This window comes from Bacillus sp. ISL-7 (assembly GCF_018613065.1).
Genome location: NZ_JAGGQW010000031.1, coordinates 42,737 through 68,401, shown reverse-complemented (window position 1 = coordinate 68,401; position 25,665 = coordinate 42,737). Strand labels below are relative to the sequence as shown.

The following is a 25,665-nucleotide window of genomic DNA, read 5'->3' as shown; positions in this document are numbered from 1 at the left end:
AAGGGACGTGATGATTTTGAAAAAAGGTTATATGGTGATTGGAATAATTGTAGCAGTGATTGTTATTTTTGGTGCAATGTTAATTTCCAGCTATAACTCTTTTGTCAATTTAGAGGAAAATGTGGACCAGTCCTATTCTCAAATTGAAAACCAACTGCAAAGAAGGCTGGATTTAATTCCGAACTTAGTAAATACAGTGAAGGGTTTTGCTTCGCATGAAAAAGAAGTGATTGCATCAATCTCAGATGCACGTGCAAGACTAGCGGGTGCGAATACGCCGCAGGCACAAGCCACAGCAAACGCAGACCTTTCAGGTGCGTTAAGCCGTCTACTTGTAGTCGTAGAAAATTATCCCGATCTTAAAGCAAATCAGCAGTTTACCCAATTAATGGATGAACTTGCAGGAACAGAAAACAGAATAGCTGTCGCACGTAAAGATTATAATGATCAAGTGGCGGTGTATAATAAAAAAGTAAAAAGATTCCCTGGGGCAATTATTGCAGGCATGACTGGCTTTGATGAAAAAGAATATTTTAAAGCGGACCCTAGTGCCAAAGAGGCTCCAAAAGTTGACTTTGGGGACGATCAATAATGAAAACAAAACGGATCTTCAGCCTTTTGTTGGTGTTTATCACTTTTTTTCTCTGTGCTGTGAATGCACAAGCTGAGGATGTCCAAATTCCGGCACCTGTTGGAGACATTTACGTACAGGATTTTGCCAATGTATTAAACGAAACAGAAAGAGCAGAATTAATCAATTTAGGCAGGAACATTGAAGACCAAACAACGGCACAAATTGCTGTTCTAACTGTGGGTACTATCGGGGATCGACCGATAGAAGAGTTTGCAAATGAAGCTTTTCGGCAATATGGAATCGGAAATAAACAGGAAAACAACGGTGTATTGCTCGTCTTATCCATGCAAGAACGCAAAGTAAGGATTGAAGTAGGCTATGGAATGGAAGGCAGAATTCCGGATGGAAAAGCAGGTCGAATTCTTGATGAATATGCCATTCCATTTTTAAAAAATCAACAGCCAAATCGAGCAATTGTTGAAACCTATAAAGCTTTAGCAAACGAAGTCCTCGCCGAGTATGGCAAAGAAGGAGACGTTAGTAAGCAGACACAGGCAACCGGTGAAAAAGGATTGGGTATTCCCGGCTGGTTAATGGTCATTGTTATTATAGGCGTTGTGTTTTTAGATTTTAAGTTTTTTGGAGGAACGCTCACCTACCTTCTCTTATCTATCATCTCCAGAGGTGGAGGCAGAGGAGGCGGTGGTAGTGGTAGTTCTAAAGGGGGCGGAGGAGGTTCATCCGGTGGCGGTGGTGCAGGCCGAGGATGGTGATACCCTTGCCAGAAAATCGAAAAACTGTTAGGAGACCATTCTCCTAACAGTTTTTTATATTCTATTAATTTTTATTAATAAATTCTTATGGTTCGTCAGTTATCGTTGCCATTTTTCGAGCCCTTAGAAACTTTATTACATTTAAAACAATCGTTTTTACTACGGCATAGAACGGTACTGCCAACACCATCCCTAAGATTCCAGCTAAATTTCCTGCAGCGAGTAAAACAATAATAATTGTCGCTGGATGGGTATCTAATGATTTTCCAAGGATGAGCGGAGATAAGACATTGCCTTCAACCTGCTGAGCAATAACGATAATCACGATAACCAATAAGGCTTTGGTAGGTGAATCAAAAAGAGCAACAATCACAGCAGGGGCACCGCCGAGAATTGGCCCGACATAAGGAATTATGTTGGTAAACGCTACTATTAAGGCCATAACTAGCGCAAATGGCAAATCAATAATTAAGTAACCAACAAAAGCAAGAGTTCCTACTGACAGGGCTACAATAACTTGTCCCTGAATATAGGAGGAAAGTGTTTCACCAGTCTCTTTCAACATTATTAACCCGGCATCTCTATATGTAGCAGGAAGGAATTTAGTGAGGGCCTTAGGGAACTTATGTCCATCCTTAAACATGTAGAATAATAAAAAAGGAACGGTCGCTAAAATGACCGCAATATTAGCAAACACACCGAGTATATTTGTAATGCCACCAGTAACCCTATCCGGTAAGGTGTTTGCGTAGGCAATCAGTTTTTGTTTACCTGTTTCCAAAAGGTCATTCTGCTCTTTCATGATCCATTTGAATTCAGAACTGCGTGATAGCTTATCAAAATACTGCAAGGTCTTGTTAGCATAATCAGGAAGTGCATTCGCAAGGGCGGTGAATTGCTCTGTGATGGCAGGGACCAAGCTGCCAATCGCTAATACCAGAATGCCAATAAACACGACATATATGATGAGGATGGCAAGAATTCTCGGCACTTTTTGACGCTGAAGAAAATTAACGATTGGATTTAGTAAGAAAAATAGAAATCCGGTAATAAGAATTGGGAAAAAAAGAGTAGAGAAAAAGATCCCAATCGGCATGAATAAAAATGAAATCTTTGTTGAGACAAAGATGATGGTTAAAATTAATAGGATCTGGATTAACCCGTATTGGAATTTTCTTTTTGACATTATGTTCCCCTTTTTCTTTTATTATAGCTAAAATTATATCAAAAACATGGAACAGAAGACAAATTCTAGAATTTTTCTCGGTGTCAGGCACCACTCAAAAAAAATGAAACTTTCGCCTCATTTTATCGTATACTTAATAGGAATATTTTACATATGTGGATTAGGGGTGTTAAACATGGAATTGCAAAAAGAAGTGAATACTTTGAATGAGAGTCCGAAGTTATTGGGAATGTTTACAAGTCCAGGTCTGCAGTTTGAGAGGATTAAGCAAAGCCCGAAAATATGGGTACCGCTTATTATTATTAGTTTTCTCTATGTGATCGGAATGTCCTTTATGGCACTTTCTTTGGATGCGGATACTTTAATTGAACAGGGAGTGCCAAAAGACCAGATAGATTTGGTGTTAACCATTACAAAAGTAACCGTTATGGTAACAGGTATCATTACGCCTATTTTTGGTGTGCTAATCAGCAGTGCGATACAATTAGCGATTGCAAGAATCGCTAGTTCAACGGTTTCTTTTAAACAATTATTTTCTATGAATACTTATATCATGATAATCGGTGCAGCAGGTCTAATTTTAAATATGGCAATTAGCTTTGCAATCGGTGGAAACCCAGAAATATATATTACTAGTTTAGCAGGGCTGCTGAATCAAGAAAAGGCAGGTGTCTTAGGTTCTATCGAGGTATTTGGGATTTGGTCAGTTGTATTAACTGCACTTGGACTGAATAAAACAGCACAATTTTCTAAAGGGCTTGCATGGACGATTGCAATCATATTCTTCCTAATTAGTATTGGCTTTGGTTTGATAGGAACTCTATTGCAAGGAGCGCCGAAGTTATAATGAAAAAGAAAACTTGGATTGCGCTAGGTGTAATTAGTTTGGTCATCATTATGATTTCTGTCAGTGTCTACCGGCAAGTTTTTGCAAAAGGACCTTCCGTTAAAACCGCAGAAATCAGCCAAGAGGAGATCTCCTCACTTTTGATGATTCCCGGTACCGTGAAACTTCCAGAGGAACAACTTGTGTATGCAACTCCTGATAAAGGGGAGATCAAGGAACTGCTAGTAAAAGAAGGTCAAACAGTAAAGAAAGGCACTGTCTTGGCCAAATTGCAGAACGCTCAACTAGAGCTTGAAATTGAGCAAAATAAATTATCGATCCAATCAGCTAACCTAAAAATAAGCCAAATTGATAAAAAAATAGAGCAGCTAGAAGAGAAAGAAAAAACGTTGAGTGAGCAGGTTGGAGTAGGTAAAAAAGAAGCGAAAAAACAGCTTGCCCCTGAATTTGAACAGCTTGAGATGGAAAAAGAGTTAGCGAATATAGAACTAAAACAAACAGAGGTTCAAAAAGACCTGATTAGCAAGCGCCGGGGTGACTTAGAGATTAAGAGTACAATGGATGGAATTGTTTTAGCAGCAAAAAAGCCAGTATCATCTTCGATCGAAGCAGCAAACGAGCCTATTATACATATCGGTAAGTTAGAAGGAATGACTGCATCGGGCCTTTTGTCTGAATACGATACACTAAAAGTTAGTGGTGGACAAAAAGTGATGATCCGATCGAATGCAGTTCCTGGAAAAGAGTGGCACGGTGTAATTACCAAGACTGCTATTTTGCCAGAGCAGAACCCAAGCAGTTTGCAAAATGGCACCCAGGCTGTACAGTATCCCGTAACTGTAAAAATTTCCGGTGATACCAAAACGTTAAAACCAGGTTTCCAAGTCATTATGGAGATTGAAACGGACAAAAAGACAGCGATGGTCCTGCCTCTCGATGCATTATTTGATGATGGAGATAAGCCATATGTGTATCTTGTAAAGGATGGAAAGGCCAATCAGCAGAATGTCAAAACAGGCATCACATCAGGAAAGAAAATTGAAATCCTTGAAGGTGTTTCAAAAGGAGACCAAGTTATCGTTAATGGACCCGACAATATTAAGGATGGGTTGGAAGTGACAATCAAATGATCCGGCTAGAATCCATCACAAGATCGTTTTTGCTTGGAAAAGAGAGCGTTCATGTCTTAAACGGTATCAGTCTCACGATTCGTGAAGGTGAATTTGCTGCCATTATGGGTCCATCAGGTTCTGGGAAATCAACCTTAATGAATATTATCGGCTGTTTGGATAAACCGACTGAGGGAGAGTATTACCTTGGCGGGGAAAATGTATCGCATTATCATGACAAAGAATTGGCGAGAGTTAGAAATCAATCGATTGGCTTCGTCTTTCAACAGTTCCATTTGCTGCCGCGCTTATCAGCTTTAAAAAATGTCGAACTGCCAATGATTTATGCTGGAATCTCAAAAAAAGAGCGACAGTCCCGTGCTGAAGAGGCACTAATAAAAGTAGGTCTTGCGGATCGAATGAACCATCTTCCCAATTCCCTATCTGGGGGACAAAAGCAACGTGTAGCTATTGCGAGAGCAATTGTCAATACACCAAAGTTGATATTAGCGGATGAGCCCACGGGTGCTCTTGATTCGAAGACAAGCAAGGACATTATGGAACAATTTAAGGAACTTAATGAGGAAGGTGTAACCATTATCGTCGTTACCCATGAATCAGAAGTGGCGGAATACGCGAACCGAACGATTATGGTTAGAGATGGAATGATTCAATCTCCTTCTATGGGTGTTGGGGGGCCGGCCCTATGAGTTTTATGGAAAATCTTTTTATGGCTTTAAGCTCACTTAAAGCCCATAAGATGCGAAGTATTCTAACGATGCTTGGAATTATTATTGGTGTGGGTGCTGTCATAATCGTGGTAGCAATCGGACAGGGCGGAGAGGCGATGCTTAAATCACAGATTACTGGTCCAGGGAATACTATTGAGATATTTTATCAGCCTTCTGATGAAGAAATGCGCGCAAACCCTAATGTATTTCAGCAAGCTCCATTCAAACAGGAAGATATCAGGGCGCTTGAACAAATTCCGGAAATTAATCGTGTGGTTGCATCAAGCACAAAATTGTCTACTTTTCGATTTCAAAAGGAAACAGAAGATGTGTCTACCACTGGTATAAATCAAGCTTTCATCCATTTAAATGAGTTGAAAGTAGCAGAGGGAAGAAATTTTTCAGCTTCTGATTTTCTGGGCGGGCGCCGTGTGGGGTTAGTCAGTAATAAATTGCAGGAGGAATTATTTAAAGGGAAAAATCCAGTCGGAGATATTGTTACGGTAGCCAATCAACCAATTGAAATCATTGGGGTTTTAGAAAAACCAACCGGTCTTTTTTCCTTTGGATCAATGGAGGTCTATCTACCTTTCCAAACATGGAAAACTATTTTCGGAAGCAGCGATTTTACCAAAGTAACCCTTCAAGCAGCGTCAGCTGAGCAACTGCAGGTTGCAGGTAAAAAGGCAACTAAGCTTTTAAATAATCTCCATAATACGGAAAAATCGTACCAAGTTATTAATATGGAAGAAATTGCTCAAGGAGTAGGGCAGATTACAAAAATCATGACTTTAATTATAGGGAGTATTGCCGGTATCTCTTTATTTGTTGGCGGGATTGGTGTCATGAATATCATGCTCGTTTCGGTGACAGAGAGAACAAGGGAAATAGGAATTCGTATGGCATTAGGCGCAACTCGAGGCCAGGTATTGACCCAATTTTTAATAGAATCGATGACACTTACCTTTATTGGCGGCATCCTCGGAATATTATTAGGCTGGGGAACGTCAACTATAGTGAGTTTCTTTGCTGGCTGGCCAGCCTTGGTGTCTTGGCAAGTAGTGTTAGGCGGCGTTTTGTTTTCGATGGTAATTGGTGTTGTGTTTGGACTGCTTCCAGCAAATAAAGCTTCAAAACTCGACCCGATTGACTCATTGAGATATGAATAAACAGGGTCTTTTAAGGATCTAGTACATAAAGTCTACACTCTTTGTAGGCTTTTTCCTTTGTAACTGAATAGTTAAAATATTTGCAGAAAATGGACTGTATGGTAAAATAATTATAGGAATATTCAGTTAATATAATAAAATTGTGGCTGAGTTAGAATAATAGATTAGAAGGAGTCGAGCAGAGCATGGAGAAAGTGAATGTAGAGAATAAAGGCTATTTTGGAGAGTTTGGCGGAAGTTTTGTACCAGAGGATTTACAACTAGTAATGAACGAATTAGAAGAGCAATTTTTCCGGTATAAAGATGACCCGGAATTTATTGAGGAATTCAAATATTACCTAAAAGAATATGTAGGCAGAGAGAATCCGTTAACATTTGCTGAAAATTTAACCAAGCAAAATCAAGGGGCAAAAATTTATCTGAAACGAGAAGATTTGAATCATACAGGGGCACACAAAATTAATAATGCAATTGGGCAGATTCTATTAGCAAAACGAATGGGTGCAAAGCGAATTATTGCTGAAACGGGAGCAGGCCAGCACGGTGTGGCAACTGCAACCGCATGTGCCATGTTTGGGATGGAATGTATTATTTATATGGGTAAACTAGATACGGAACGCCAAGCGCTCAACGTCTTTCGAATGGAATTATTAGGAGCCAAAGTTGTACCTGTTGATAAAGGGCAGGGCCGCTTAAAGGATGCCGTCGATGAAGCCTTGGGCGACTTGGTGCAAAACTATAAAAATACCTTCTATCTATTAGGTTCGGCCGTGGGTCCTCATCCTTATCCAACAATGGTCAAACACTTCCAAGCAATTATCAGTGAAGAATCGAAACGTCAGATCCTAGAAAAAGAAGGCAGGCTGCCAACAGCTGTAGTTGCCTGTGCAGGAGGCGGGAGCAATGCTATTGGTGCCTTTGCCCATTATATTGACGAAAATGATGTGCGCTTAATTGGAGTTGAACCAGCTGAGGCACCGACGATGACTGAAGGGGTCCCAGCTGTGATCCATGGCTTTAAATGTTTAACATTACTAGATGAGAAGGGCGAGCCTAAACCAACGTATTCGATTGCTGCAGGACTTGATTATCCTGGTGTCGGTCCTGAGCACAGCCATTTGAAAACCAGTGGGCGGGCCGAATATGTAACCGTAACCGGGCAAGAAGCACTCGAGGCGTTTCAGGTATTAAGCAAGACTGAAGGCATTATTCCTGCGTTAGAAAGTTCTCATGCTGTAGCATACGCCATTAAGTTGGCAAAAGAATTGGCAAACGACGATGTGCTGATTGTTAACTTATCTGGCCGTGGCGATAAAGATGTGGAGCAAGTATTTAAGATGTTAAAATAATTTAACGGCATTAAAATATTGACCTAAAAAAGAGTCGTTAGCAACAAGTGTGAATTTGTTGCAGCGGCTCTTTTTTTATTCATTTGAGCTATAAAGAATTTTTCTCTATAAATTGAATATAATTTTAGAACACATGTGACCGCACTTTGGATTCAAAAGGGGACAAATATGTATAGGAAAAAAATAAAATTCTATACTGATTTTAGCAGGTCAGGTGGATTCCCTTTTTATCAGCGGGTTTTTATTATTTTCTTGGGGGCATCTCTGGTCGCTATTTCCTTACAATTATTTTTGGTAGAAAATCATATTATTGACGGGGGGATTATTGGAATATGCATCCTTCTTTCACATATTACAAGTGAAGAAATAGGATTGTTTTTGTTGATATTAAATACTCCTTTTTTCCTAATTGCTTATCGATTTCTGGGTAGAAGATTTCTCATGCTAAGCCTATTTGCTATTCTTGTCCTATCAATTGAAACCTATTTATTAGAACCGTTTCCTGTCATAACTGATAGCCCGATTGTAGTGATTGTCCTTGGAGGTATTAGTTTAGGACTCGGAGTTGGAATAACCATTCGGTTTGGCGGATGTTTTGATGGGACAGAGGTGTTGGCCATTCTGTTTAGTAAACGTTCCCCTTTTTCAATAGGGCAAATTATTCTGTTATTTAATATATTCATCTTTGGAAGTTCGATTTTCATATTTGGTCTTAAAGAGGCATTTTACTCTTTAGCAACCTTTCTCATAGCCTATAAGACTATTGATATTTCTATTCAGGCTCATTAATTTAATAGTAGCCTTTTGTAAATCGTAGAAATAGACTTATAGGCATACTCACTTCTTTTAAACGTGAGATGAAGAGATTGCGAAGGTAAAAGCTTAATTGAGAGTAGGAAAACCTTATCTTACCATACCAAAATGCCCAGTCACCTATGTGACCGGGCATTTTTTAGGTAACTAGAGAGCTATTGTTTCTTTAAAAATTCTAGCACTCTTTCATTCACTAAGTCATAGGCTTCGGTTAAATAGATATGACCTGCACCTTGTATAGTCAAAAATTCAGCACTCGGAATTTTCTCTGCTAATGTTACCCCATTTTGGTAAGGGACCAATTTATCTTCGTCCCCATGGACCACCAATGTAGGAACCTTGATTTGGTCAATCTCGCTGTAAGTATCATGGGCTAAGCAGGCCTGGAGCTGAAGTATATAGGCATAGGGAAGAACAGGTATCTCTATTCTTTTTTGGATGTCCTCTGCAACTAATTCCCGCTGATTTTCGATAAATGCTTGACTGTAAAGGATTGGAGCCGTGGCCCATGCCATTTCTTCTGGTGTTGCAATAGAGGAGCCCCTTGAAAGCATTAACATCGAGACATCGGCACTAGGTTGTACATGATTTACTCCGCCTGAGGTTGTACAACCTAGAACAAGCGAACGGACCCGTGTGGGATACATAAGTGCTAATCTTTGTGCAATCATCCCCCCCATGGATATGCCATATACATGGGCTGAGTCAACACCGGCAGCATCCAAGACACACCTTGCATCTTCCGCCATTTTCTCGATAGAGTAGGGAGTATCTGGTTTGTCGCTGAGACCAGTACCGCGATTATCAAAAATAATTACCTTAAAATGCTCGCTTAAAGCAGGTAGAGTTCTAAACCAAGATTTTGAATTTAGTGACAACCCCATAATTAATAGTAAGGGTTCACCCTCACCATGAATCTCATAATAAAGATTAATTCCATTCCCGTTGGTTATTGGCATTCTAAAAAACTCCTCCTTTACATAGATAACGGTAAATTATATGATAATGTGCAATAGTAAAGAACATAGAAGAAGGGAGGAACCATCCTCCCCTTAACTTACTTTTGAGTGTTTTTTCAAAAAGTTGCGAAGAATCCTGTTAAAGGCATCCTTTTGCTCTAACTTTGCAATATGACCAGTATTCCTTATAATGACAAATTCAGAGTGTTGAATTTTTTTATGCATTAAAAGCTGCATCCATACAGGTATTACTGAATCATATTGCGACCCCATGATTAATGTTGGGACTTTAATTTTAGGAAGCAAATTTAAATTGTTGACTTCTAGCCCTCCTTTACCTCTCCAAGACCATGAATAAAGACCAAAGGTTCACCTTCACCAAAACGTAAGTAAGGAATTTTAGAGCAACTAATAGAGACCTCACTCAAATTTAACCCCTCCTATTGCCTTTTATCATAAATTGGGTTTCCACTATTTGTAAAGTGGCATTTTTTATAAAATTCAGAATAATACAAATGCGCTATTTTTACCTGTCCTCCACGGATGGACAAGTGTATTTCTTTGGTGCCTGACACCACACTAGGAAATTTCTAATATAAGTGGAATTTTTATAGGAGAATACTGCTTTTTATTTTTGAGTTTCATTTGGACGTTTTGAGGGTAGTTGGTTTAATGTTTTGGTTTTACATATTTCACCATTTGGACAATGTTGGAATAAAAAATATTCCGACAATTTTCGCTATATTTTTAGTATTTACAAAAATACCTAGATCACTAATGTTTAGTATTTTAGAGGCTCGTCTTTGGTCTTTCGAGGAAACATGGATATTTGTTGAATTTTGTCGAGAGTGGGAGGTTTACAAATTTTCACTTAACTACAATAATCGTAACTATATTAATATTTTAATGTTCCAACCATGTATTTTGCATTATACAGTCAATCTGGTCTAGAAGAATGTGGATTTGATGATTTGAACTACATAAGTTGTGGTGGTGCACCTCTTCCTGTTGAAACTGTAAAAACCTTTGAGAAGAAAAAAGGTGATCTATTAGTATTTTTTCCCAACTAAAATGGCTAAAGCCATCTTGGACTATACAGGTGAAAGAATACTTGAGAGAACACCAGCAGGCTGTTTTGGTTCTGATGATGATATAAAAGGACCTGCACTTTTCTTAGCTTCGGATGCTTCTAACTATGTATATGGTCATGTACTTGTCGTTGACGGAGGCACGACTGCCAGTGTACAGTAAAAGGTAGATACTGACTGGCAGTTAAGAGGGGTATAAATGAAGTACACCCATCAAGAAATGGATGCTTTTTATAAAAAGCTTGAAAAAAAATGGAATGAAGAAATCCATGCCCGTACCAACAAACGCAGCTTTACTTTAGCTTTTGGGAAGGCATTGGAAGTACATGTGAAACAGATAAGAATTCACAAAAGGTTAACAACTAGGTGGTTAAAGCATTTAGATCTTCCGAATAAGGATGAAATAAGTGCTATTTCTGTAAGAATCGTAGATTATGAGGAAAAATTAGATTTTTTTGATGATGCGATCTACGAGATTAAACAAAGCCAGTTGAAGAACAACACCCAGCTAAGAATGGTTCGGAAGTCATGTGAAGACCTACTATCCGTTTTAGAAATGGAAGTAAAGGATATCCACGACTGCAAGATAAAAAGCCTAGAATCAGAGCTTTTAGAATTAAAACAATTCTTTATTACAAATCATTTAAATTTGGAGGAGAATAACAATGACGAAAAAAACTGAAACTGTACTAGAAGTTGAAAACCAAGAAACTGTGGTAGATGGGGAAAAGGATTTAACAAGTCTAGACCTTGTATGGAACCTTGGCTTTAATGAATTGGATGCCTGGGCAGAGCGCTTTAACAAACAGGATGAACTTTTCTTAGAGACTGTAAAGAACTATGTGGAAAAGCTTAAACAGAATCAGGAAAATGCAATCACGATTGCTGCTCAATTTGGCATGGAACTTAAAAAATGGGAGAAAGCAGCACGCGAAGAATTACTTATGACCACAACTTCACTACAGAACTTTTTTCCAGTGAAATCCTATGAAGAAATTAACCAAGTAGTAGATGACATTCAAAATAAAACTGCAAATCTATTATTAACACCTACTCAAGCGTTAATAACTGGTCAATTGGAAGCACTGGATAAATATTTGGAAACGGTTGAACAATATATTGCTTATCGAAAAAATGGCAGAGAAAAATATATTGAGAGTGTAAAGAAAACTAGCAATGTTTTATTTGAAAATCAAAAAGTATTTGTGAACATGTTGACTAAACAAGTCAAAACAGCGATGCTGCCATTTCAAAATTATATGAAGGACGTAACCGAGCAAGCTAAATAATAACAATATAGGAGTGTAAGTAATGTCAGGTAAAAAACCTTACGATCCATATGAATCCCTTCATAAGTTAAGTTTATTGTGGGAAAAACAGATTAATGATTTTATCTATCTGTTGACTAATAACAAAGATTTCGTGAAAATGTCCAAATTTGGGACTGAAATTAATTCCCGTTTTCTGGAGGAATTAAAAATGAATCAAGAAGCACTTGCTAGTGTACTAAATTTGCCTACTAAAAATGATGTCTCTAATGTTGCGACTTTAACGATCCAAGCAGAAGAGAAAATTGAAGCACTTGAGGGACAAATTTGGGAACTTCAAGATTCCATGAAGACGCAAAGCAAAGAGATTGAGAGTGTTGTAGAAATTTCCAAAGAAATTATTAAACTGACAAAGCAGCTTAAAATGGAATTAGTAAAAACGAAAAAAGAGCAAATAGACACAAAAGAATTACATGCAGAACTTCAAGAAATGAAGTTTGAAATCATGAAATTAACAAATTTTAAAGAAGAATTTGAGACTTTAAAGGGTCTTATTCTTAAAGGCACAAGTACGGAACAAGAGTTAACTGGATCAGGCTCATCCAAATAAAAATGAATCGGAGGTATGACATTGTCAACTGAAACACCATTAATGGGGTTCATTCCTGAATTGGATTATCAGAAAGAAATGGAACGTTGGTCTAATGTCTATAAGATTTTGAGTGAACCTGAGCCTAAGACAGGTCAGACTCCAAGAACTGAAGTATGGAAAAAAAATAAATCAGTTTTATGGTATTATCCTGCAAAACAGAAGAAGTATGAGATTCCTTTGTTTTTCGTGTATTCGTTATTTAATAAACCCTACATTTTAGATATAGACCCAAAGACAAGTGTTATTAAGAACCTAACCGAAATGGGCTATGATGTGTATTTATTGGATTGGGGTATACCAGGCTATGAAGATAAAAAAATCGGTCTTGACACCTATATCGAGAAATATTTAAAAACAGCGGTGAAGAGGGCTATTCGCCATTCTGGAGTAGAAGATATTACATTAGTTGGCTACTGTTTAGGCGGGACGATTGCCTCTATCTATGCATCGATTGCAGAAGAACCAATAAAAAATTTAATTGTTGCAACCGTACCAATTGATTTCTCTACATTTATCGGACAAGATAAATGGGCTGAGGGCCTCAAAGAGGGAGATTTTAACATTGATGATTTCCTTGATGTTTATGGGGTGGTCCCGCCTAAATATGTTGAAATGATGTTTAGAGCTGTTGGATCACCAATTTATTTCACTAACTATACGATGCTTTTAAATCGAGCCCACGATCAGCGGTATGTGGATAAGTGGCGTCGAATGAATAAGTGGACTCTTGATCAGGTTCCTTTTACTGGGGAGGCTTATAAACAATTAGGTAATGACCTAATTAGGGATAACAAGCTTGTTAAAGGGGAATTAGTAGTTGGAAACAAAAAGGCAGATTTACGGAATATTGATGCCAATCTATTCGTTATTTCTGGCTCTAGAGACAATTTAGTTCTCGAAGAACAAAGTAAGCCAATTATGGATTTAGTATCTAGTAAGGATAAAACGTATCTTTGCGTTGAATCAGGCCATGTTGGACTTGCATTATCTGGCATGTTTGCGAGTATTGTTGATCAATGGGCATCCAGTCGCTCAAATCCGCTTTCAAAATGATTGTGTAATAAAGTTTGGTACAAGGAAATATATAATAAATATAGGCAATGAAGAAGAGGAAGGAGAATCCTTCCTCTCTAACTTGCCGTTTTATGTTTGTTCAAAAATGTCCGTAGAACTTCGTTAAATTCATCTTTCGCCTCTAACTTAACAATATGGCCAGTATTCCTGAAAATAACAAATTCTGAATGGCGAATTTGTTTATGCATCATACATTGAATCCATATAGGGGTGATTGAATCATACTGCCCGCCAATAATTAAGGTTGGAACTTTTATCTTAGGGAGTAAAGTTATATTATTTACTTTTAGACATGCCTCCATTGCTTTAAAGAAAAATTCTTTGTTAGGCTTGTAAAATTTTGAAAAGTTTTCAAAATTTTCCTTTGACCAAGAATAGAGGCAGACCTTTGCTGAACTTTCTGTTATAGCCTCAAGAGCTTTTTTTTCTGCGCGTAATTTCCTGAATTTTATAAATAGTTTGCCCAGTTCTCTTGGAGCATAATGTAAAGTGCTTACCAGCATTAAGGAACGGCACATTTCAGGCGCTTGACGATATATTTCTTGCGCTACCACTCCACCCATAGACAATCCACAAATGTGCGCGCTTTCAAATCCAAGCCCTTTCACTAAACTGATTACATCACGAGCAAAGTTTTCTATCGATATCTCCCCAGGTGATATATACTCTCCATGTCCGCGTAAATCAGGGATAATTAAGTCAAACTGGTTCGCAAATTCAAACTGATGTGACCAACCCTCCTTCACCTCACCAAGACCGTGAATAAATACTAACGGCTCACCAGCACCAAGACGCAAATAAGGAATCTCGGAGTAACTTTTGAATATTTTACTCAACCTTCATTCCTCCTAGTTGTTTTATACAACATATGTTCCCAATATTTGAACGGTGTAAACATATATATATAATTCTGATTATTTTATTATATAATTACTTGTGGGAAAATATTACATATGAGTGTAAAACACATATATATGTACAGGTTGTCTCCTTATTCTTAAAAGTGAGAAAACAAGAGGAGGGAAAGTAAAGGGTAACTAAAATGAAAAAATGTTGTCAGGTTTAAAGGAGTAAAGTTTTTAGTTAAAATGAATGCTGTAAGGGAGAAAAATTAAGCTGCTTTGAGTTATGATAGGTAGATAAGAGGATTTTAAGTGAAAATGAGGTTTCGTTCATGATAAAAAAGTATATGACATTTCAAAAAAATAATGGTATTGCACCGTATATTTGGACGATTCTAGGTATATTACCGTTTTACTTTATTTTTCAATCACCTTCCACAATTGAAATTGTTGTAGGAATTTTACTCACGCTGCTATTCTTTATCTTTTACCGAATTGCGTTTATTTCAAAAGGCTGGCCGGTTTATCTATGGACGTTGATCTTGATCGGTATTTCGATTACTGCGAACAGCCTATTCAATTATGTTTATTTTGCATTTTTCCTTGCCTACTTTATCGGCAATATTAAAGATAGGATTGCCTTTTTGACCTTGTATTTTATTCATTTGTTTAGTACATCGGTATCAATTAACTTCAGTATCGTCATGCATGAAAAATTATTTCTACAGCAATTGCCCTTTGTAATCATCATTTGGATTAGTGTGATCCTTCTTCCATTTAGTATCCATAACCGGAAGGAGAGGGGGCAACTTGAAGAAAAGCTAGTGGATGCGAATAAACGGATTTCGGAACTAGTCAAAATAGAAGAGCGCCAGCGGATTGCCCGGGACCTTCATGATACACTCGGTCAAAAGCTTTCACTCATTGGTTTGAAGTCAGATTTGGCACGAAAATTAATCTCGAAAGATCCTGATCAGGCACGGAATGAATTGAAGGATGTTCAGCAAACAGCTCGGACGGCATTAAGTGAAGTTAGAAAAATGGTTTCTTCGATGCGTGGGATCCGCTTGAAGGACGAAATCCTCCGTGTTGAACAAATCCTAAATGCTGCCCAAATAAATTTTGTGCGTGAAGGGGATTTTACACCATCAAATGTCTCGCTGTTAACGGAGAATATTTTAAGCATGTGTTTGAAAGAGGCCGTAAATAATGTCGTTAAACATAGTGAAGCTAAGTCATGCTCCATATCGATCGAACAAACGTTGAAGGAATTGGTAATAAGAGTTCAGGATGATGGTATCTTTAAGGGGGAGAAGGAAAAGTTAGCAGAAGGTCATGGGCTGATTGGTATGAAAGAACGGCTGGAATTTATTAATGGCAGTCTAGATATTTTGACAAAAGATGGAACAACGTTAATCATAAGTGTACCTAATGATGTCAAACCTGGTTTGGATAAGGAGGATAAAAAATGATTAAAATCGTGATTGCTGAAGACCAGCAAATGCTTTTAGGAGCCTTTGGTTCATTACTAAATTTAGAAGATGACATGGAAGTTGTTGGAAAGGCCTCAAACGGAGAAGAGGCCGTTGCGCTGGTGAAAAAGTTTCAACCTGATGTCTGTATTATGGATATTGAAATGCCTGGCAAGAGCGGATTGGAGGCGGCTGAAGAGTTGAAGGGTCTTGGCTGTAAAGTTATCATTTTAACCACCTTTGCCCGGACCGGTTACTTCCAACGGGCATTAAAAGCTGGTGTGAGCGGCTATTTGTTGAAGGATAGTCCTAGTGAAGAGTTGGCTAACTCCATCCGAAGTGTGATGTCAGGAAAACGAATTTATGCTCCAGAATTAATGGACGATGTATATGGAGAAGAAAACCCGTTAACTGACCGGGAAAAAGAGGTGCTAGAGCTTGTAGCTGACGGAAAAAATACGAAAGAAATCGCAGAAGTACTTAGCATCAAAACAGGAACTGTCAGAAATTACATCTCGATCATCCTCGACAAACTTGAAGTTAAAAATAGAATCGAAGCAATTACTCAATCTAAAGAAAAAGGCTGGTTCAAATAAAGAGTGTTTTTACGGTGTCAGGCACTGTAAAAACACTTTTTTTTTCGCATGATCTAAGTAGGTCACACTTGGGGAAGTGTAAATCCTAAATAAATGATTAAAATTTTCTTGAATTATAATCGGGTGCTAATTCCCTATTAAGGTTGCAAATAAGTTTTATTTTTTTGAAAAGTGTAGTTTACTATAATAGAAAGTAAATATAGGAAGTTTATTACAGAAAGGGATTGATTTTTTGATGGGAGAATCAATAAAAGATGAGATTGATGGCAGCAAGGTAATGCCCCGCTCCCAACGGTTATGGATGGCTGGTATCCTCGGTACGTTAGCAGCATTCGGTCCCTTGTCGATTGATATGTATTTACCTGCTCTTCCTGAGTTAGCAAAAGATTTTCACTCAAATCCGTCACTGGTTCAATTTAGTTTAACCTTTTTCTTGCTGGGATTAGCTTTTGGTCAGCTGTTTTCTGGTCCACTCAGTGATGTTTATGGGCGCCGTAAGCCGTTGCTTATTGGATTGATCACCTATTTTGTTGTTTCACTATTATGTGTGTTTAGTCCCTCGATTTGGGCATTTATTATTTTACGATTAATTCAAGGGCTCGCAGGTTCCGCTGGAATTGTTATTTCACGGGCGGTTGTTCGGGATTTATATTCAGGTTCAGAATTAACCAAATTCTTTGCGTTGCTTGCATTGGTTAATGGCCTCGCTCCGATTCTAGCACCTGTTGTGGGTGCACAGTTCTTAAAAATTGTACCTTGGCAAGGTATATTTATCGTCTTAAGTATAATCGGATTACTGATGTCCATTGTTGTATATTTCTGGCTTCCAGAAACACATCCTGAAGAAAAAAGGGCTGCAGGAGGGTTGAAAAATACATTTATTACCTTTAAAAACCTCATTTTAGATCGCAGTTTCATGGGATATGCTTTAGTACAAGGACTTGTTTTTGCTGCTATGTTTGCCTATATTTCAGGCTCACCTTTTGTGGTGCAGAATATATATGGCGGCTCTGCCCAAATGTTTAGTTTGATCTTTGCTATAAATGGAATTGGAATCATGATTGCTAGTCAAACGACAGGAAGGTTGGCTGGTCGAATACACGAGTCAAAACTGTTTGTTTTTGGAATCGGGATGTCTTTTTTCGGTGGAATTATACTGCTGCTTCTTTTGATTTTACATGCTGACTTACTAATTGTCTTACTGCCACTATTCTTTGTGGTAACCAGTGTCGGGGTGGTTAATACGGCAGGATTTTCCCTAGCTATGCAAAAACAAGGGAAGTCTGCAGGCAGTGCATCTGCTCTTTTAGGAGTCATGTCTCTTTCCTTTGGAGGAATTGTTGCTCCCCTTGTGGGATTAGGAGGAGAACATACAGCGATACCAATGGGAATTGTCATCTCTTGTGCTGGTGGGGGAGCGGTCCTTTTATACATGCTTCTTGTGCATAACAGAAACCAAACAAATTGAGGTTATAAGGGTAAGTAAATTTCGGCTTCAAATTCTACTGTAAAAACGGCAGCTACGCTTCAGCTGCCGTTTTGTAATTATCAATAAAGCCTTTAATATATTCAAATACTTCCAAAGGGCGCTCTTCTGGAAGGGCATGGCCAGTATCTTTTAACACAATCAGCTCAGAGTTGGTTAGGTCTTTATTTAGCTTTTCTCCTACATTAAGCGGCATCGATTTATCATGATCCCCCCAAAGTAATAAACAAGGTGTTTTGATTTGGTTTAGGATCTCAACGGGCAAGTCTCCCTCACGGTCACGAATCATTCTTGTAAGCGCGACGAAAATCTCATCTTCTAAAAAAGGCTGTAAGTACCCATTTATCATTTCTTCGTTGATAATGGCATGGTTAAATAGTGTGTCTTGAAGATTTTTTTTTACACCAGTCCGTGCAAACCAATATTTTACGAAGAGATGGAAATAGGGAAGGTAGCTAGTCAAGATTAAGGGCAATTTTGAGCGTTTAAGATAAGCTGAACTGCAGAGTAGAATGGCTGTGTCTGCTAGCTCTGGCATCATATGAAGGATATTTAATACAATTTGCCCACCCATGGAATGACCAATAAAGGTCATTTTTTTTAACCCCAAAGACTCCGTAAGTTTTATGACAGTTTGGGCTAAATTCTTGTAGGAATAGACATAACGGTTACATTTCGCACTTTTCCCAAATGGCGGAAGATCAACAGATAGTACCTGGTAGTCTTTCTTCAATAATGAGATCAAATGGCGAAATGTGAAGGTGGAAGAAAGGAACCCATGTAATAATACAAACGTTTTTTCCGATGTTTGATTTGGATAAAATTCATAGTATACATTAATGTTATTAACTGGTCGATAACCTGATAAGACTGTTTGTTCCATCTAAATCCCTCACCTGCTCCGTCAATAAAATAGATGAGTATAATGTTCCCCAAAAATCGATACATACACAAAAAAACTGCAGATAGCAAAACAGCCCAAACATAGTTCTAAAATAAAAATTTTCAAAAAGTTAGTACAAAAAACCTATACAAATCTGATAATACTTAAAATAAATGAATATTTTTGATGTGCGTCCATCCGTCGTGGACAAATGGGGAAAGTGTCTTTTTGCGGTGCCTGACACCAGCTTTTTGTGTTTTTGGTCATTTGGTAAAAATTTTTTTTTGATTTTCGAAATAAAGTGTTTGAATTTTTAGAAAACTCCTTGTATAATTAAAAAAAACGTAAGGAGTTGATTTCCATGGAAAAGAAATTACTTAATTCACCACAACATTCGGATGAAAATACAGATGCTGTAGTTGCTGAGATGTTTCTAAACAATGCCCTGCTAGAGTTTAAGAGGGAGAAAATCCGCAAGGAAATCGACCAAACATTACAACATGGGGATAAAGAATTATTCCTAAGGTTAACAGAAGAGCTAAAGAAAATTTCTTAAATCATTAACTAACTAATCCTATTACTATTAAAAAAGAAGCCCTATCCAACCATTGGATGGGCTTCTTTCTGTTTTCAGCCCAGCTATTGTCGTCATCAGCCTTGTTATCGTCATCGCCGCTATGTCTGTTTGGATGAGCTTCATCACTGTATTTCCTTGCATTATCAAGAAAGATATACAGTAGCTGCTTTAGTTTCTTTTCATCATAAGTAAGCCTCCAGAAAAATCAACTAATTTATTACCAAATTCCATAGCAAGTTCAAAAAATCCTTCATTAATGACTAAATAAAAGTTCTCTCTCCGTTGGTGTCAGTTAGCAATTCTTCAGTGGTGCCTGACACCCATTTCAAGTATGATATAAAAAGAAAAACAATTAGGGGTGGAATGTTTGCATCAACTTCATTTGTACAGTAAAAAAATTCCTTATTCTTATTCAAAATTTTTCAGTCAGTTTCGTGTACTTGCTGAGAATAGCACCCATCATGTGCTATTGGAAAGTGGGCGTGGCGGGCGTTACAGTATTGCTGCGTTCCAGCCTGAAACGATTATCAAAGGTAAGAATCGTATTCTTGAAATTCACAATGATAAGGGTTCTGAGAGGTTGGAAGGAAATCCGCTTCACTTATTGAAGGAATGGATGAGCCAGTATCATGTTGATAAAATAGAAGGTCTACCAAGTTTCCTCGGCGGTGCGATTGGTTACATAAGCTATGATCATGCTCGTAACATAGAAAAACTGCCTGAGATAGCAAAAGATGATTTAGAAATGCCGGAAATTTACTTTTTCATAGTAAAGGAATGGTTTATTTACGACCATGAACAAGAACTATTATGGCTGTTGATAGTGGCTGATAACGGTCAGAATATTGATAATCGGTTAGCATTTTGGGAACAACGCTGGCTTCATGAATCATCATCTAATCCACCTCATAAAGCAGATAAGATTGACTTGGATCAATTAGAGGTTTCGATGACAGAAGATGATTTTAAACAGGCAGTAACAAAAGTACAACAATATATTTCACAAGGTGATGTGTTCCAGGTGAACCTAGCAGTCCGCCAATCAAAACCGATTGAAGTTGAGGCACTTAAAGTGTATGAACAATTAAGATCCTTAAATCCATCTCCATATATGGCCTATCTTCATACACCAGACTTTCAGCTTGTAAGTGGATCACCAGAACTGCTTGTTAAAAAAAATGGACAAGAAGTAAGCACCCGACCCATCGCCGGCACTCGTTCAAGAGGTAAGAACCACGAAGAAGATATCAAACTGGCCAATGAATTAATTGAAAACGAAAAGGAACGAGCGGAACATGTAATGCTAGTGGATTTAGAGCGGAATGATCTTGGAAGGGTATGTAAGTACGGAACAGTTGAGGTCAATGAATTTATGGTCATTGAAAAATACTCACATGTGATGCACATCGTCTCCAATGTAAGAGGGGAATTGGCGGAAGACAAATCTAGCATTGATATTATAGATGCTGTTTTCCCCGGTGGAACCATTACAGGTGCGCCCAAAGTACGAACAATGGAGATAATAGAAGAGCTTGAGCCTGTCCAACGGGGAATTTATACGGGATCACTCGGTTGGATTGATTTTAGTGGTGATCTAGAATTAAACATTATCATCCGAACCATGCTCATTAAAGATGGAATGGCACATGTTCAAGCTGGTGCCGGGATTGTTATTGATTCTAATCCAAAGCATGAATACAAAGAGTCTATGAAAAAAGCAGCTGCATTATGGAAGGCAAAAGAAATGGCAGAGGAGTAAGCAAAAATGATTTTTATGATAGATAATTATGATTCCTTTACCTTTAACTTAGTTCAATACTTAGGTGAACTTGGAGAAGATTTAGTGGTCAAGCGAAATAATCAAACGTCTATTGAGGAGATTTCAGAACTACAGCCTGAATTCTTAATGGTTTCTCCAGGGCCATGTAGTCCAAATGAAGCGGGAATCAGCTTGGATGCAATAAAAGCATTTGCAGGGAAAATCCCGATATTTGGTGTGTGTCTAGGTCAGCAAGCAATTGCCCAAGCTTTTAATGGAGAGGTTATTCGAGCAGAAAGACTCATGCACGGGAAAACATCCGATATGTATCATGATGGAAAGACGATTTTTCAAGGTTTACCGAACCCTTTTCCTGCGACACGATACCATTCATTGATTGTCAAAAGAGAGACTCTTCCAGATTGCTTTGAGATTTCTGCATGGACAAAAGAAGGGGAAATTATGGCGATTCGTCATAAGGAATTACCAATTGAAGGAGTCCAGTTTCACCCCGAATCTATTTTGACTACTTCGGGAAAAGAACTTTTGCGCAACTTCGTCCATCATTATAAAAATATTTTAATGCAAAAGGGTCATTAAGTATGGTGATCTATGTAAACGGACAATTTTTAAAAAAAGAAGATGCGATGATTTCCCCGTTGGATCATGGTTTTTTATATGGAATGGGAGTATTTGAAACGTTTCGAATGTATGAAGGGTTTCCCTTTTTATTAGATGATCATCTAGCACGTCTAAATCAAGGTTTAGAGGTGCTTAACATTAACTACCTATTTCATCGTGAAGAAACGAATAGAATCTTGCAGGATGTACTGAAAATAAACAATTTATCTAATGCCTATATCCGCTTGAATGTCTCAGCCGGAATAGGTGAGGTTGGTTTGCAGGTGGAACCTTACAAGGAACCGAACATCCTTATTTTTCCTAAGCCGTTACCGCTGGCAGGAGAATTAACGGAAAAAAAGGCTGTTTTATTGAAGTTGAGGCGGAACAGTCCAGAAGGAAATGAACGAGTAAAGTCACATCATTTTATGAATAATATCCTGGCAAAAAGAGAAATTGGAAATGCTGCTGATATTGAAGGGATTTTCCGAACTGAGGATGGATACTTAGCTGAAGGGATCGTCTCTAATATCTTTTGGATAAAAGGTAACGTCTTATATACTCCTTCAGTACAAACCGGTATTTTAAATGGGATTACACGGCAGTTTGTTATCGAATTAGCGAAGAAACATAATCTTTGTGTTAAAGAGGGATTGTACTTATTAAAAGACGTTCTTGAGGCCGATGAGATGTTTGTGACCAATTCAATACAGGAAATCGTACCAATTACTACATTTGAGGGTCATCAATTACCAGGTAAACAGGGACAAGTTGTTCAACAATTACATCACGAATATCGCCATTATTGTCAAATGCTGTGGTCAAGGAATGGTTTAGGGAGTGAATAACCTTGAAAGAAAAAATACTAACAGAAATCAAAAAAATAGAAGAAGAATATGGAGTAAGAATCTGTCTTGCTGTAGAGTCAGGAAGCAGAGCATGGGGCTTCCCATCCAAGGATAGTGATTACGATGTCCGGTTTATTTATGTCCATAAAAAGGACTGGTATTTGAGCATTGACCAAAAGCGAGATGTGATTGAACTGCCAATTAATGATCTCCTTGATATTAATGGCTGGGAGTTGCGTAAAGCCCTCCAACTTTTTAGAAAATCAAATCCCCCGCTAATGGAGTGGCTCCATTCGGGGATAGTTTATTATCAGGCTTTTTCGTTAGTAGATAAATTGAAAGCAATTCAAAATCAAGTGTTTTTGCCACAGTCAGCACTCTACCACTACTTAAATATGGCAAAAGGTAATTTTCGTGATTACCTCCGAAGCGATCAAGTGAAAATTAAAAAATACTTTTATGTCCTTCGTCCAGTTTTAGCTTGTATTTGGATTGAAAGATATAATTCAGTACCGCCGATTGAATTTCAGACATTGGTAGAGGAACTCCTTGTTGAGAGGCCACTTAAGAAGGAAATCCTTACCTTGTTAGAAAGGAAAATTACCGGGGATGAACTAAACCTAGAACCAAAGATTACTTCCATTAATGACTTTTTGGAGAAAGAAATCAACCGGATTGAAGAATACACCAAAACCCTTAGAGCCCCCAAAGAGGATATGACTCCAATTCTAGATGATTTATTCAGAGAAGTCCTCGATGAGGTTTGGGCTTAAATATTACTGTAAAAAGTTCAACAATTATTCACAAGTTGGTCCTATAAAGATATTGTTAATATTCTTATTTATCATTATTATAGTATCGATAGTGGAAACTTTATTGCATGTGATATATATCAACTACAACACGATTCTAACCATAAGGGAAGTGATGGATTGCAAATAAAAGAAAAAGTCAGCTCATTTCTTGTTATCCTGTCCCTTTTTTTACTTCTATTCCCATTTGTTTCATCAGCACACGCCTATATAAAAAAATCTACACCATTAGAAAATGAAACGGTGGAAAGAGCACCAACCGAAGTAACAATAAAATTTGATGAAACCATCCAGCCTGCCTTTAACTCAATTAAGGTTTTTGATTCAGAAGGAAATCGAGTCGATAAAAAAAATGGGCGGATTGACCCAAAGCAACCTTTTATCCTAAAGAGCGGATTAAAGAAGAACCTTCCAAATGGATCCTATCGAATAAAGTGGAAGGTGGTTTCAAGCGACGGCCATCCTGTTGAAGGTGTTATTCCTTTTCAAATAGGTGAAAAAGGTCAAGACTCTACCTCGTTAGATAATGAAACGAAAGGCTACACCCCTAAAGCGGATCTAATCATTATCCGTTGGCTGCAATATCTGAGCAATGCGTTCTATGTCGGGCTCATCTTTTTTTATATGGTTATTGTGCCCATGGAATTACGGGAAACAGGTTCAGTCGATAAGAAGTTCCGTAAGCTATTAAGCACAGGTTTGATTCTTCTATTTCTTAGTATTCTGTTAAGTCTGCCATTACAGGCAACGATTGAATCTGGTTATTCTTGGAGTGACGTGTTTAACTTCTCAATCATCGAAAATATCTTAATGAACACAAATTATGGTCAATTTTGGGTTATTCAAATAGCTCTCCTTATAACTCTTGCCCTGCTCACTTCTTTTATAGGCATGGCCGAGAGCACGAAACGAGGCATTTTGTGGACTTGCTTTTGTCTTGGGGCAGCCTTGTTATTGACAAAGGCATTGACGAGTCATGCCGCAGCACAACCAAATCATTTATTAACAATAGCAATGGATTTTCTTCATTTACTTGCTGCATCGATTTGGATCGGAAGTTTAACCGGTTTTGTCTCATTGCTTTCATTACGTAAGAACACAGAGATAAAGCAAAATTATTTGAAAATGATAAAAAGTTTCTCCAAATGGGGACTGATCCTTGTTCTTTTTTTAACTTTAACAGGAGTGTTTGCCAGTTTTTTATATATTCCAAACCTTTCAGCACTGGTCAAAACGAACTATGGAAAAGCCTTAATGTGGAAACTTATTTTATTTTTGGTGATGCTGCTCCTTGCAGCTGTGAATTTTATTAAAGGAAAAAGGGGAACCACTAAGGGACTGAAGGCATCTCTAAAGGGTGAGCTTACCCTTGGTTTGTTAATCTTAGTTCTATCCGTTGTTTTAACCAATTTACCAACAGCCATGCAGTCTCCGGGACCATTTAAGGAAACTAACATAGTGAACCAAGGCAGGCAAGTGACTTTAGAAGCAACGCCTAATATTATTGGAGTAAATTTATTTGAAATTACCTTAAAAGACCGAGAAGGGAAGCCAATTACAGATATTGAACAAATTCACTTAACCTTTACCATGCTTGAAATGGACATGGGAAAAGAAACCGTTAGTTTAACAAAAACGGCTGAAGGCAAGTATGAAGTGAAGGGTTTGCATTTTAGCATGGCAGGTCATTGGAACGTACATGTCCATGTTCTAACCAAGTCGTTAGAAAGTATCGACACTGACTTCAAAGTTTTAGTGGGAAGTCAATAAAAAACTTATCACTAATTTAATGAGGAATAGCTTCATTGCTTTCATTAGCAGCCTTGGTTATAGCAATCCGTAAAAATAGTAAAAAAACAGAAGATGCCATGTGTATCTTCTGTTTTTTTATAAGCTTTTCTTATATAAAGTAATTAAAATATTGTAATGGCAAATACTTTTATTTGTAAAAAATACTAAATTTTGCCTTAGAACTGTTATAATTCTAAATAAGAAAGAACTATAATAATATTATCAGTCCTTATCATATTAGAAGTATTTTGGATATTTATTTACATCCTTTTGCAAAAAAAGACTGTTCCTAAGGCTTAGGTCTTAGAAGAAATTAAATCTGCAGATTGTTTTCCCTTTTATTTGAATTAATTATGATTAACTTATAGAAAATATAAGGGTTAGAA

General features: G+C 37.8%; 27 protein-coding genes. 22 read left to right on the top strand and 5 right to left on the bottom strand.

Annotated elements, in window-relative coordinates:
- Positions 1–31 precede the first annotated feature (31 nt).
- Both J7E66_RS09505 and J7E66_RS09500 read left to right on the top strand, forming a co-directional pair.
- Positions 32–592 carry a LemA family protein gene (locus tag J7E66_RS09505; RefSeq protein ID WP_374103842.1) on the top strand — a complete coding sequence of 187 codons (561 nt, stop codon included), beginning with the start codon at positions 32–34 and terminating at the stop codon, positions 590–592.
- The gene (locus tag J7E66_RS09500) at positions 592–1,347 is read left to right on the top strand and encodes a TPM domain-containing protein (RefSeq protein ID WP_214999509.1); all 756 of its coding nucleotides are present in this window, start codon (positions 592–594) and stop codon (positions 1,345–1,347) included. Before J7E66_RS09505 ends, J7E66_RS09500 begins: the two co-directional genes overlap by 1 nt.
- Positions 1,348–1,432: 85 nt before the next feature.
- Here J7E66_RS09500 and J7E66_RS09495 read toward each other — a convergent pair whose 3' ends face one another.
- Positions 1,433–2,533, bottom strand: coding sequence for an AI-2E family transporter (locus tag J7E66_RS09495; RefSeq protein ID WP_214999507.1), 1,101 nt, complete (start codon positions 2,531–2,533; stop codon positions 1,433–1,435).
- A 175-nt stretch (positions 2,534–2,708) separates the two neighbouring features.
- Between J7E66_RS09495 and yknW the strand changes: the two genes are divergently transcribed.
- The 6 genes from yknW (at position 2,709) to J7E66_RS09465 (ending at position 8,527) form a co-directional block, all read left to right on the top strand.
- Complete coding sequence (yknW, locus tag J7E66_RS09490; RefSeq protein WP_214999505.1) at positions 2,709–3,380, top strand: YknW family membrane protein; 672 nt, start codon at positions 2,709–2,711, stop codon at positions 3,378–3,380.
- Positions 3,380–4,510: an efflux RND transporter periplasmic adaptor subunit gene (locus J7E66_RS09485; protein ID WP_214999503.1), complete on the top strand. Its 1,131-nt coding sequence runs from the start codon at positions 3,380–3,382 to the stop codon at positions 4,508–4,510. Before yknW ends, J7E66_RS09485 begins: the two co-directional genes overlap by 1 nt.
- Positions 4,507–5,199 (top strand): ABC transporter ATP-binding protein, encoded by a 693-nt coding sequence (locus tag J7E66_RS09480; protein WP_214999501.1) that lies wholly within the window; start codon positions 4,507–4,509, stop codon positions 5,197–5,199. The genes J7E66_RS09485 and J7E66_RS09480 overlap by 4 nt, the downstream gene beginning before the upstream one ends.
- Positions 5,196–6,389 (top strand): ABC transporter permease, encoded by a 1,194-nt coding sequence (locus J7E66_RS09475; protein ID WP_214999499.1) that lies wholly within the window; start codon positions 5,196–5,198, stop codon positions 6,387–6,389. The genes J7E66_RS09480 and J7E66_RS09475 overlap by 4 nt, the downstream gene beginning before the upstream one ends.
- Before the next feature lie 185 nt (positions 6,390–6,574).
- On the top strand, positions 6,575–7,738 hold the full coding sequence (trpB, locus tag J7E66_RS09470) for a tryptophan synthase subunit beta (RefSeq protein WP_214999497.1): 1,164 nt from the start codon (positions 6,575–6,577) through the stop codon (positions 7,736–7,738).
- Between the two features lie 168 nt (positions 7,739–7,906).
- Complete coding sequence (locus J7E66_RS09465) at positions 7,907–8,527, top strand: YitT family protein (protein WP_214999495.1); 621 nt, start codon at positions 7,907–7,909, stop codon at positions 8,525–8,527.
- Between the two features lie 179 nt (positions 8,528–8,706).
- Here the strand turns inward: J7E66_RS09465 and J7E66_RS09460 are convergent, their stop codons facing one another.
- Together J7E66_RS09460 and J7E66_RS09455 are read right to left on the bottom strand one after the other, a co-directional pair.
- Positions 8,707–9,510 (bottom strand): alpha/beta fold hydrolase, encoded by an 804-nt coding sequence (locus J7E66_RS09460; RefSeq protein WP_214999493.1) that lies wholly within the window; start codon positions 9,508–9,510, stop codon positions 8,707–8,709.
- Positions 9,511–9,603: 93 nt separating this feature from the next.
- Entirely contained in the window at positions 9,604–9,816 is a 213-nt protein-coding gene (locus tag J7E66_RS09455) for an alpha/beta fold hydrolase (protein ID WP_285289206.1), read from the bottom strand.
- Between the two features lie 765 nt (positions 9,817–10,581).
- Here J7E66_RS09455 and J7E66_RS09450 point away from each other — a divergent pair.
- The 5 genes from J7E66_RS09450 to J7E66_RS09430 are packed head-to-tail and all read left to right on the top strand — an operon-like array spanning position 10,582 to position 13,571.
- Positions 10,582–10,761, top strand: a complete 180-nt coding sequence (locus J7E66_RS09450) for an SDR family oxidoreductase (RefSeq protein WP_285289205.1) — start codon at positions 10,582–10,584, stop codon at positions 10,759–10,761.
- A gap of 36 nt (positions 10,762–10,797) precedes the next feature.
- Positions 10,798–11,280, top strand: coding sequence for a hypothetical protein (locus J7E66_RS09445; RefSeq protein WP_214999491.1), 483 nt, complete (start codon positions 10,798–10,800; stop codon positions 11,278–11,280).
- The gene (locus tag J7E66_RS09440) at positions 11,264–11,887 is read left to right on the top strand and encodes a hypothetical protein (protein ID WP_214999489.1); all 624 of its coding nucleotides are present in this window, start codon (positions 11,264–11,266) and stop codon (positions 11,885–11,887) included. The genes J7E66_RS09445 and J7E66_RS09440 overlap by 17 nt, the downstream gene beginning before the upstream one ends.
- Before the next feature lie 22 nt (positions 11,888–11,909).
- Positions 11,910–12,476, top strand: a complete 567-nt coding sequence (locus J7E66_RS09435) for a polyhydroxyalkanoate biosynthesis repressor PhaR (protein ID WP_214999488.1) — start codon at positions 11,910–11,912, stop codon at positions 12,474–12,476.
- 21 nt (positions 12,477–12,497) lie between these two features.
- On the top strand, positions 12,498–13,571 hold the full coding sequence (locus tag J7E66_RS09430; RefSeq protein ID WP_214999486.1) for an alpha/beta fold hydrolase: 1,074 nt from the start codon (positions 12,498–12,500) through the stop codon (positions 13,569–13,571).
- Positions 13,572–13,648: 77 nt separating this feature from the next.
- Here J7E66_RS09430 and J7E66_RS09425 read toward each other — a convergent pair whose 3' ends face one another.
- Positions 13,649–14,428: an alpha/beta fold hydrolase gene (locus J7E66_RS09425; RefSeq protein WP_214999484.1), complete on the bottom strand. Its 780-nt coding sequence runs from the start codon at positions 14,426–14,428 to the stop codon at positions 13,649–13,651.
- A 338-nt stretch (positions 14,429–14,766) separates the two neighbouring features.
- On the opposite strand from J7E66_RS09425, the gene J7E66_RS09420 reads away from it, so the two are divergent.
- The 3 genes from J7E66_RS09420 (at position 14,767) to J7E66_RS09410 (ending at position 17,970) form a co-directional block, all read left to right on the top strand.
- A complete protein-coding gene (locus J7E66_RS09420; protein ID WP_214999482.1) occupies positions 14,767–15,906 on the top strand; it encodes a sensor histidine kinase in 1,140 nt (379 codons plus the stop codon).
- A complete protein-coding gene (locus tag J7E66_RS09415; RefSeq protein ID WP_214999480.1) occupies positions 15,903–16,502 on the top strand; it encodes a response regulator transcription factor in 600 nt (199 codons plus the stop codon). The genes J7E66_RS09420 and J7E66_RS09415 overlap by 4 nt, the downstream gene beginning before the upstream one ends.
- Before the next feature lie 235 nt (positions 16,503–16,737).
- A complete protein-coding gene (locus J7E66_RS09410; protein WP_214999478.1) occupies positions 16,738–17,970 on the top strand; it encodes a multidrug effflux MFS transporter in 1,233 nt (410 codons plus the stop codon).
- 52 nt (positions 17,971–18,022) lie between these two features.
- On the opposite strand, the gene J7E66_RS09405 is transcribed toward J7E66_RS09410, so the two are convergent.
- Positions 18,023–18,871 carry an alpha/beta fold hydrolase gene (locus tag J7E66_RS09405; RefSeq protein WP_214999476.1) on the bottom strand — a complete coding sequence of 283 codons (849 nt, stop codon included), beginning with the start codon at positions 18,869–18,871 and terminating at the stop codon, positions 18,023–18,025.
- Between the two features lie 361 nt (positions 18,872–19,232).
- Between J7E66_RS09405 and J7E66_RS09400 the strand changes: the two genes are divergently transcribed.
- From J7E66_RS09400 to J7E66_RS09375, 6 genes are all read left to right on the top strand, one after another.
- On the top strand, positions 19,233–19,427 hold the full coding sequence (locus J7E66_RS09400) for an IDEAL domain-containing protein (RefSeq protein WP_098933134.1): 195 nt from the start codon (positions 19,233–19,235) through the stop codon (positions 19,425–19,427).
- Between the two features lie 388 nt (positions 19,428–19,815).
- Positions 19,816–21,207 (top strand): aminodeoxychorismate synthase, component I, encoded by a 1,392-nt coding sequence (gene pabB, locus J7E66_RS09395; RefSeq protein ID WP_214999474.1) that lies wholly within the window; start codon positions 19,816–19,818, stop codon positions 21,205–21,207.
- Positions 21,208–21,213: 6 nt separating this feature from the next.
- Entirely contained in the window at positions 21,214–21,807 is a 594-nt protein-coding gene (gene pabA, locus J7E66_RS09390) for an aminodeoxychorismate/anthranilate synthase component II (RefSeq protein WP_214999472.1), read from the top strand.
- A gap of 2 nt (positions 21,808–21,809) precedes the next feature.
- Positions 21,810–22,676, top strand: a complete 867-nt coding sequence (pabC, locus tag J7E66_RS09385; protein ID WP_214999470.1) for an aminodeoxychorismate lyase — start codon at positions 21,810–21,812, stop codon at positions 22,674–22,676.
- A 2-nt stretch (positions 22,677–22,678) separates the two neighbouring features.
- Positions 22,679–23,449 carry a nucleotidyltransferase domain-containing protein gene (locus tag J7E66_RS09380; RefSeq protein ID WP_214999468.1) on the top strand — a complete coding sequence of 257 codons (771 nt, stop codon included), beginning with the start codon at positions 22,679–22,681 and terminating at the stop codon, positions 23,447–23,449.
- Positions 23,450–23,608: 159 nt separating this feature from the next.
- Positions 23,609–25,258: a copper resistance CopC/CopD family protein gene (locus tag J7E66_RS09375; RefSeq protein WP_251032853.1), complete on the top strand. Its 1,650-nt coding sequence runs from the start codon at positions 23,609–23,611 to the stop codon at positions 25,256–25,258.
- Positions 25,259–25,665: the final 407 nt, after the last annotated feature.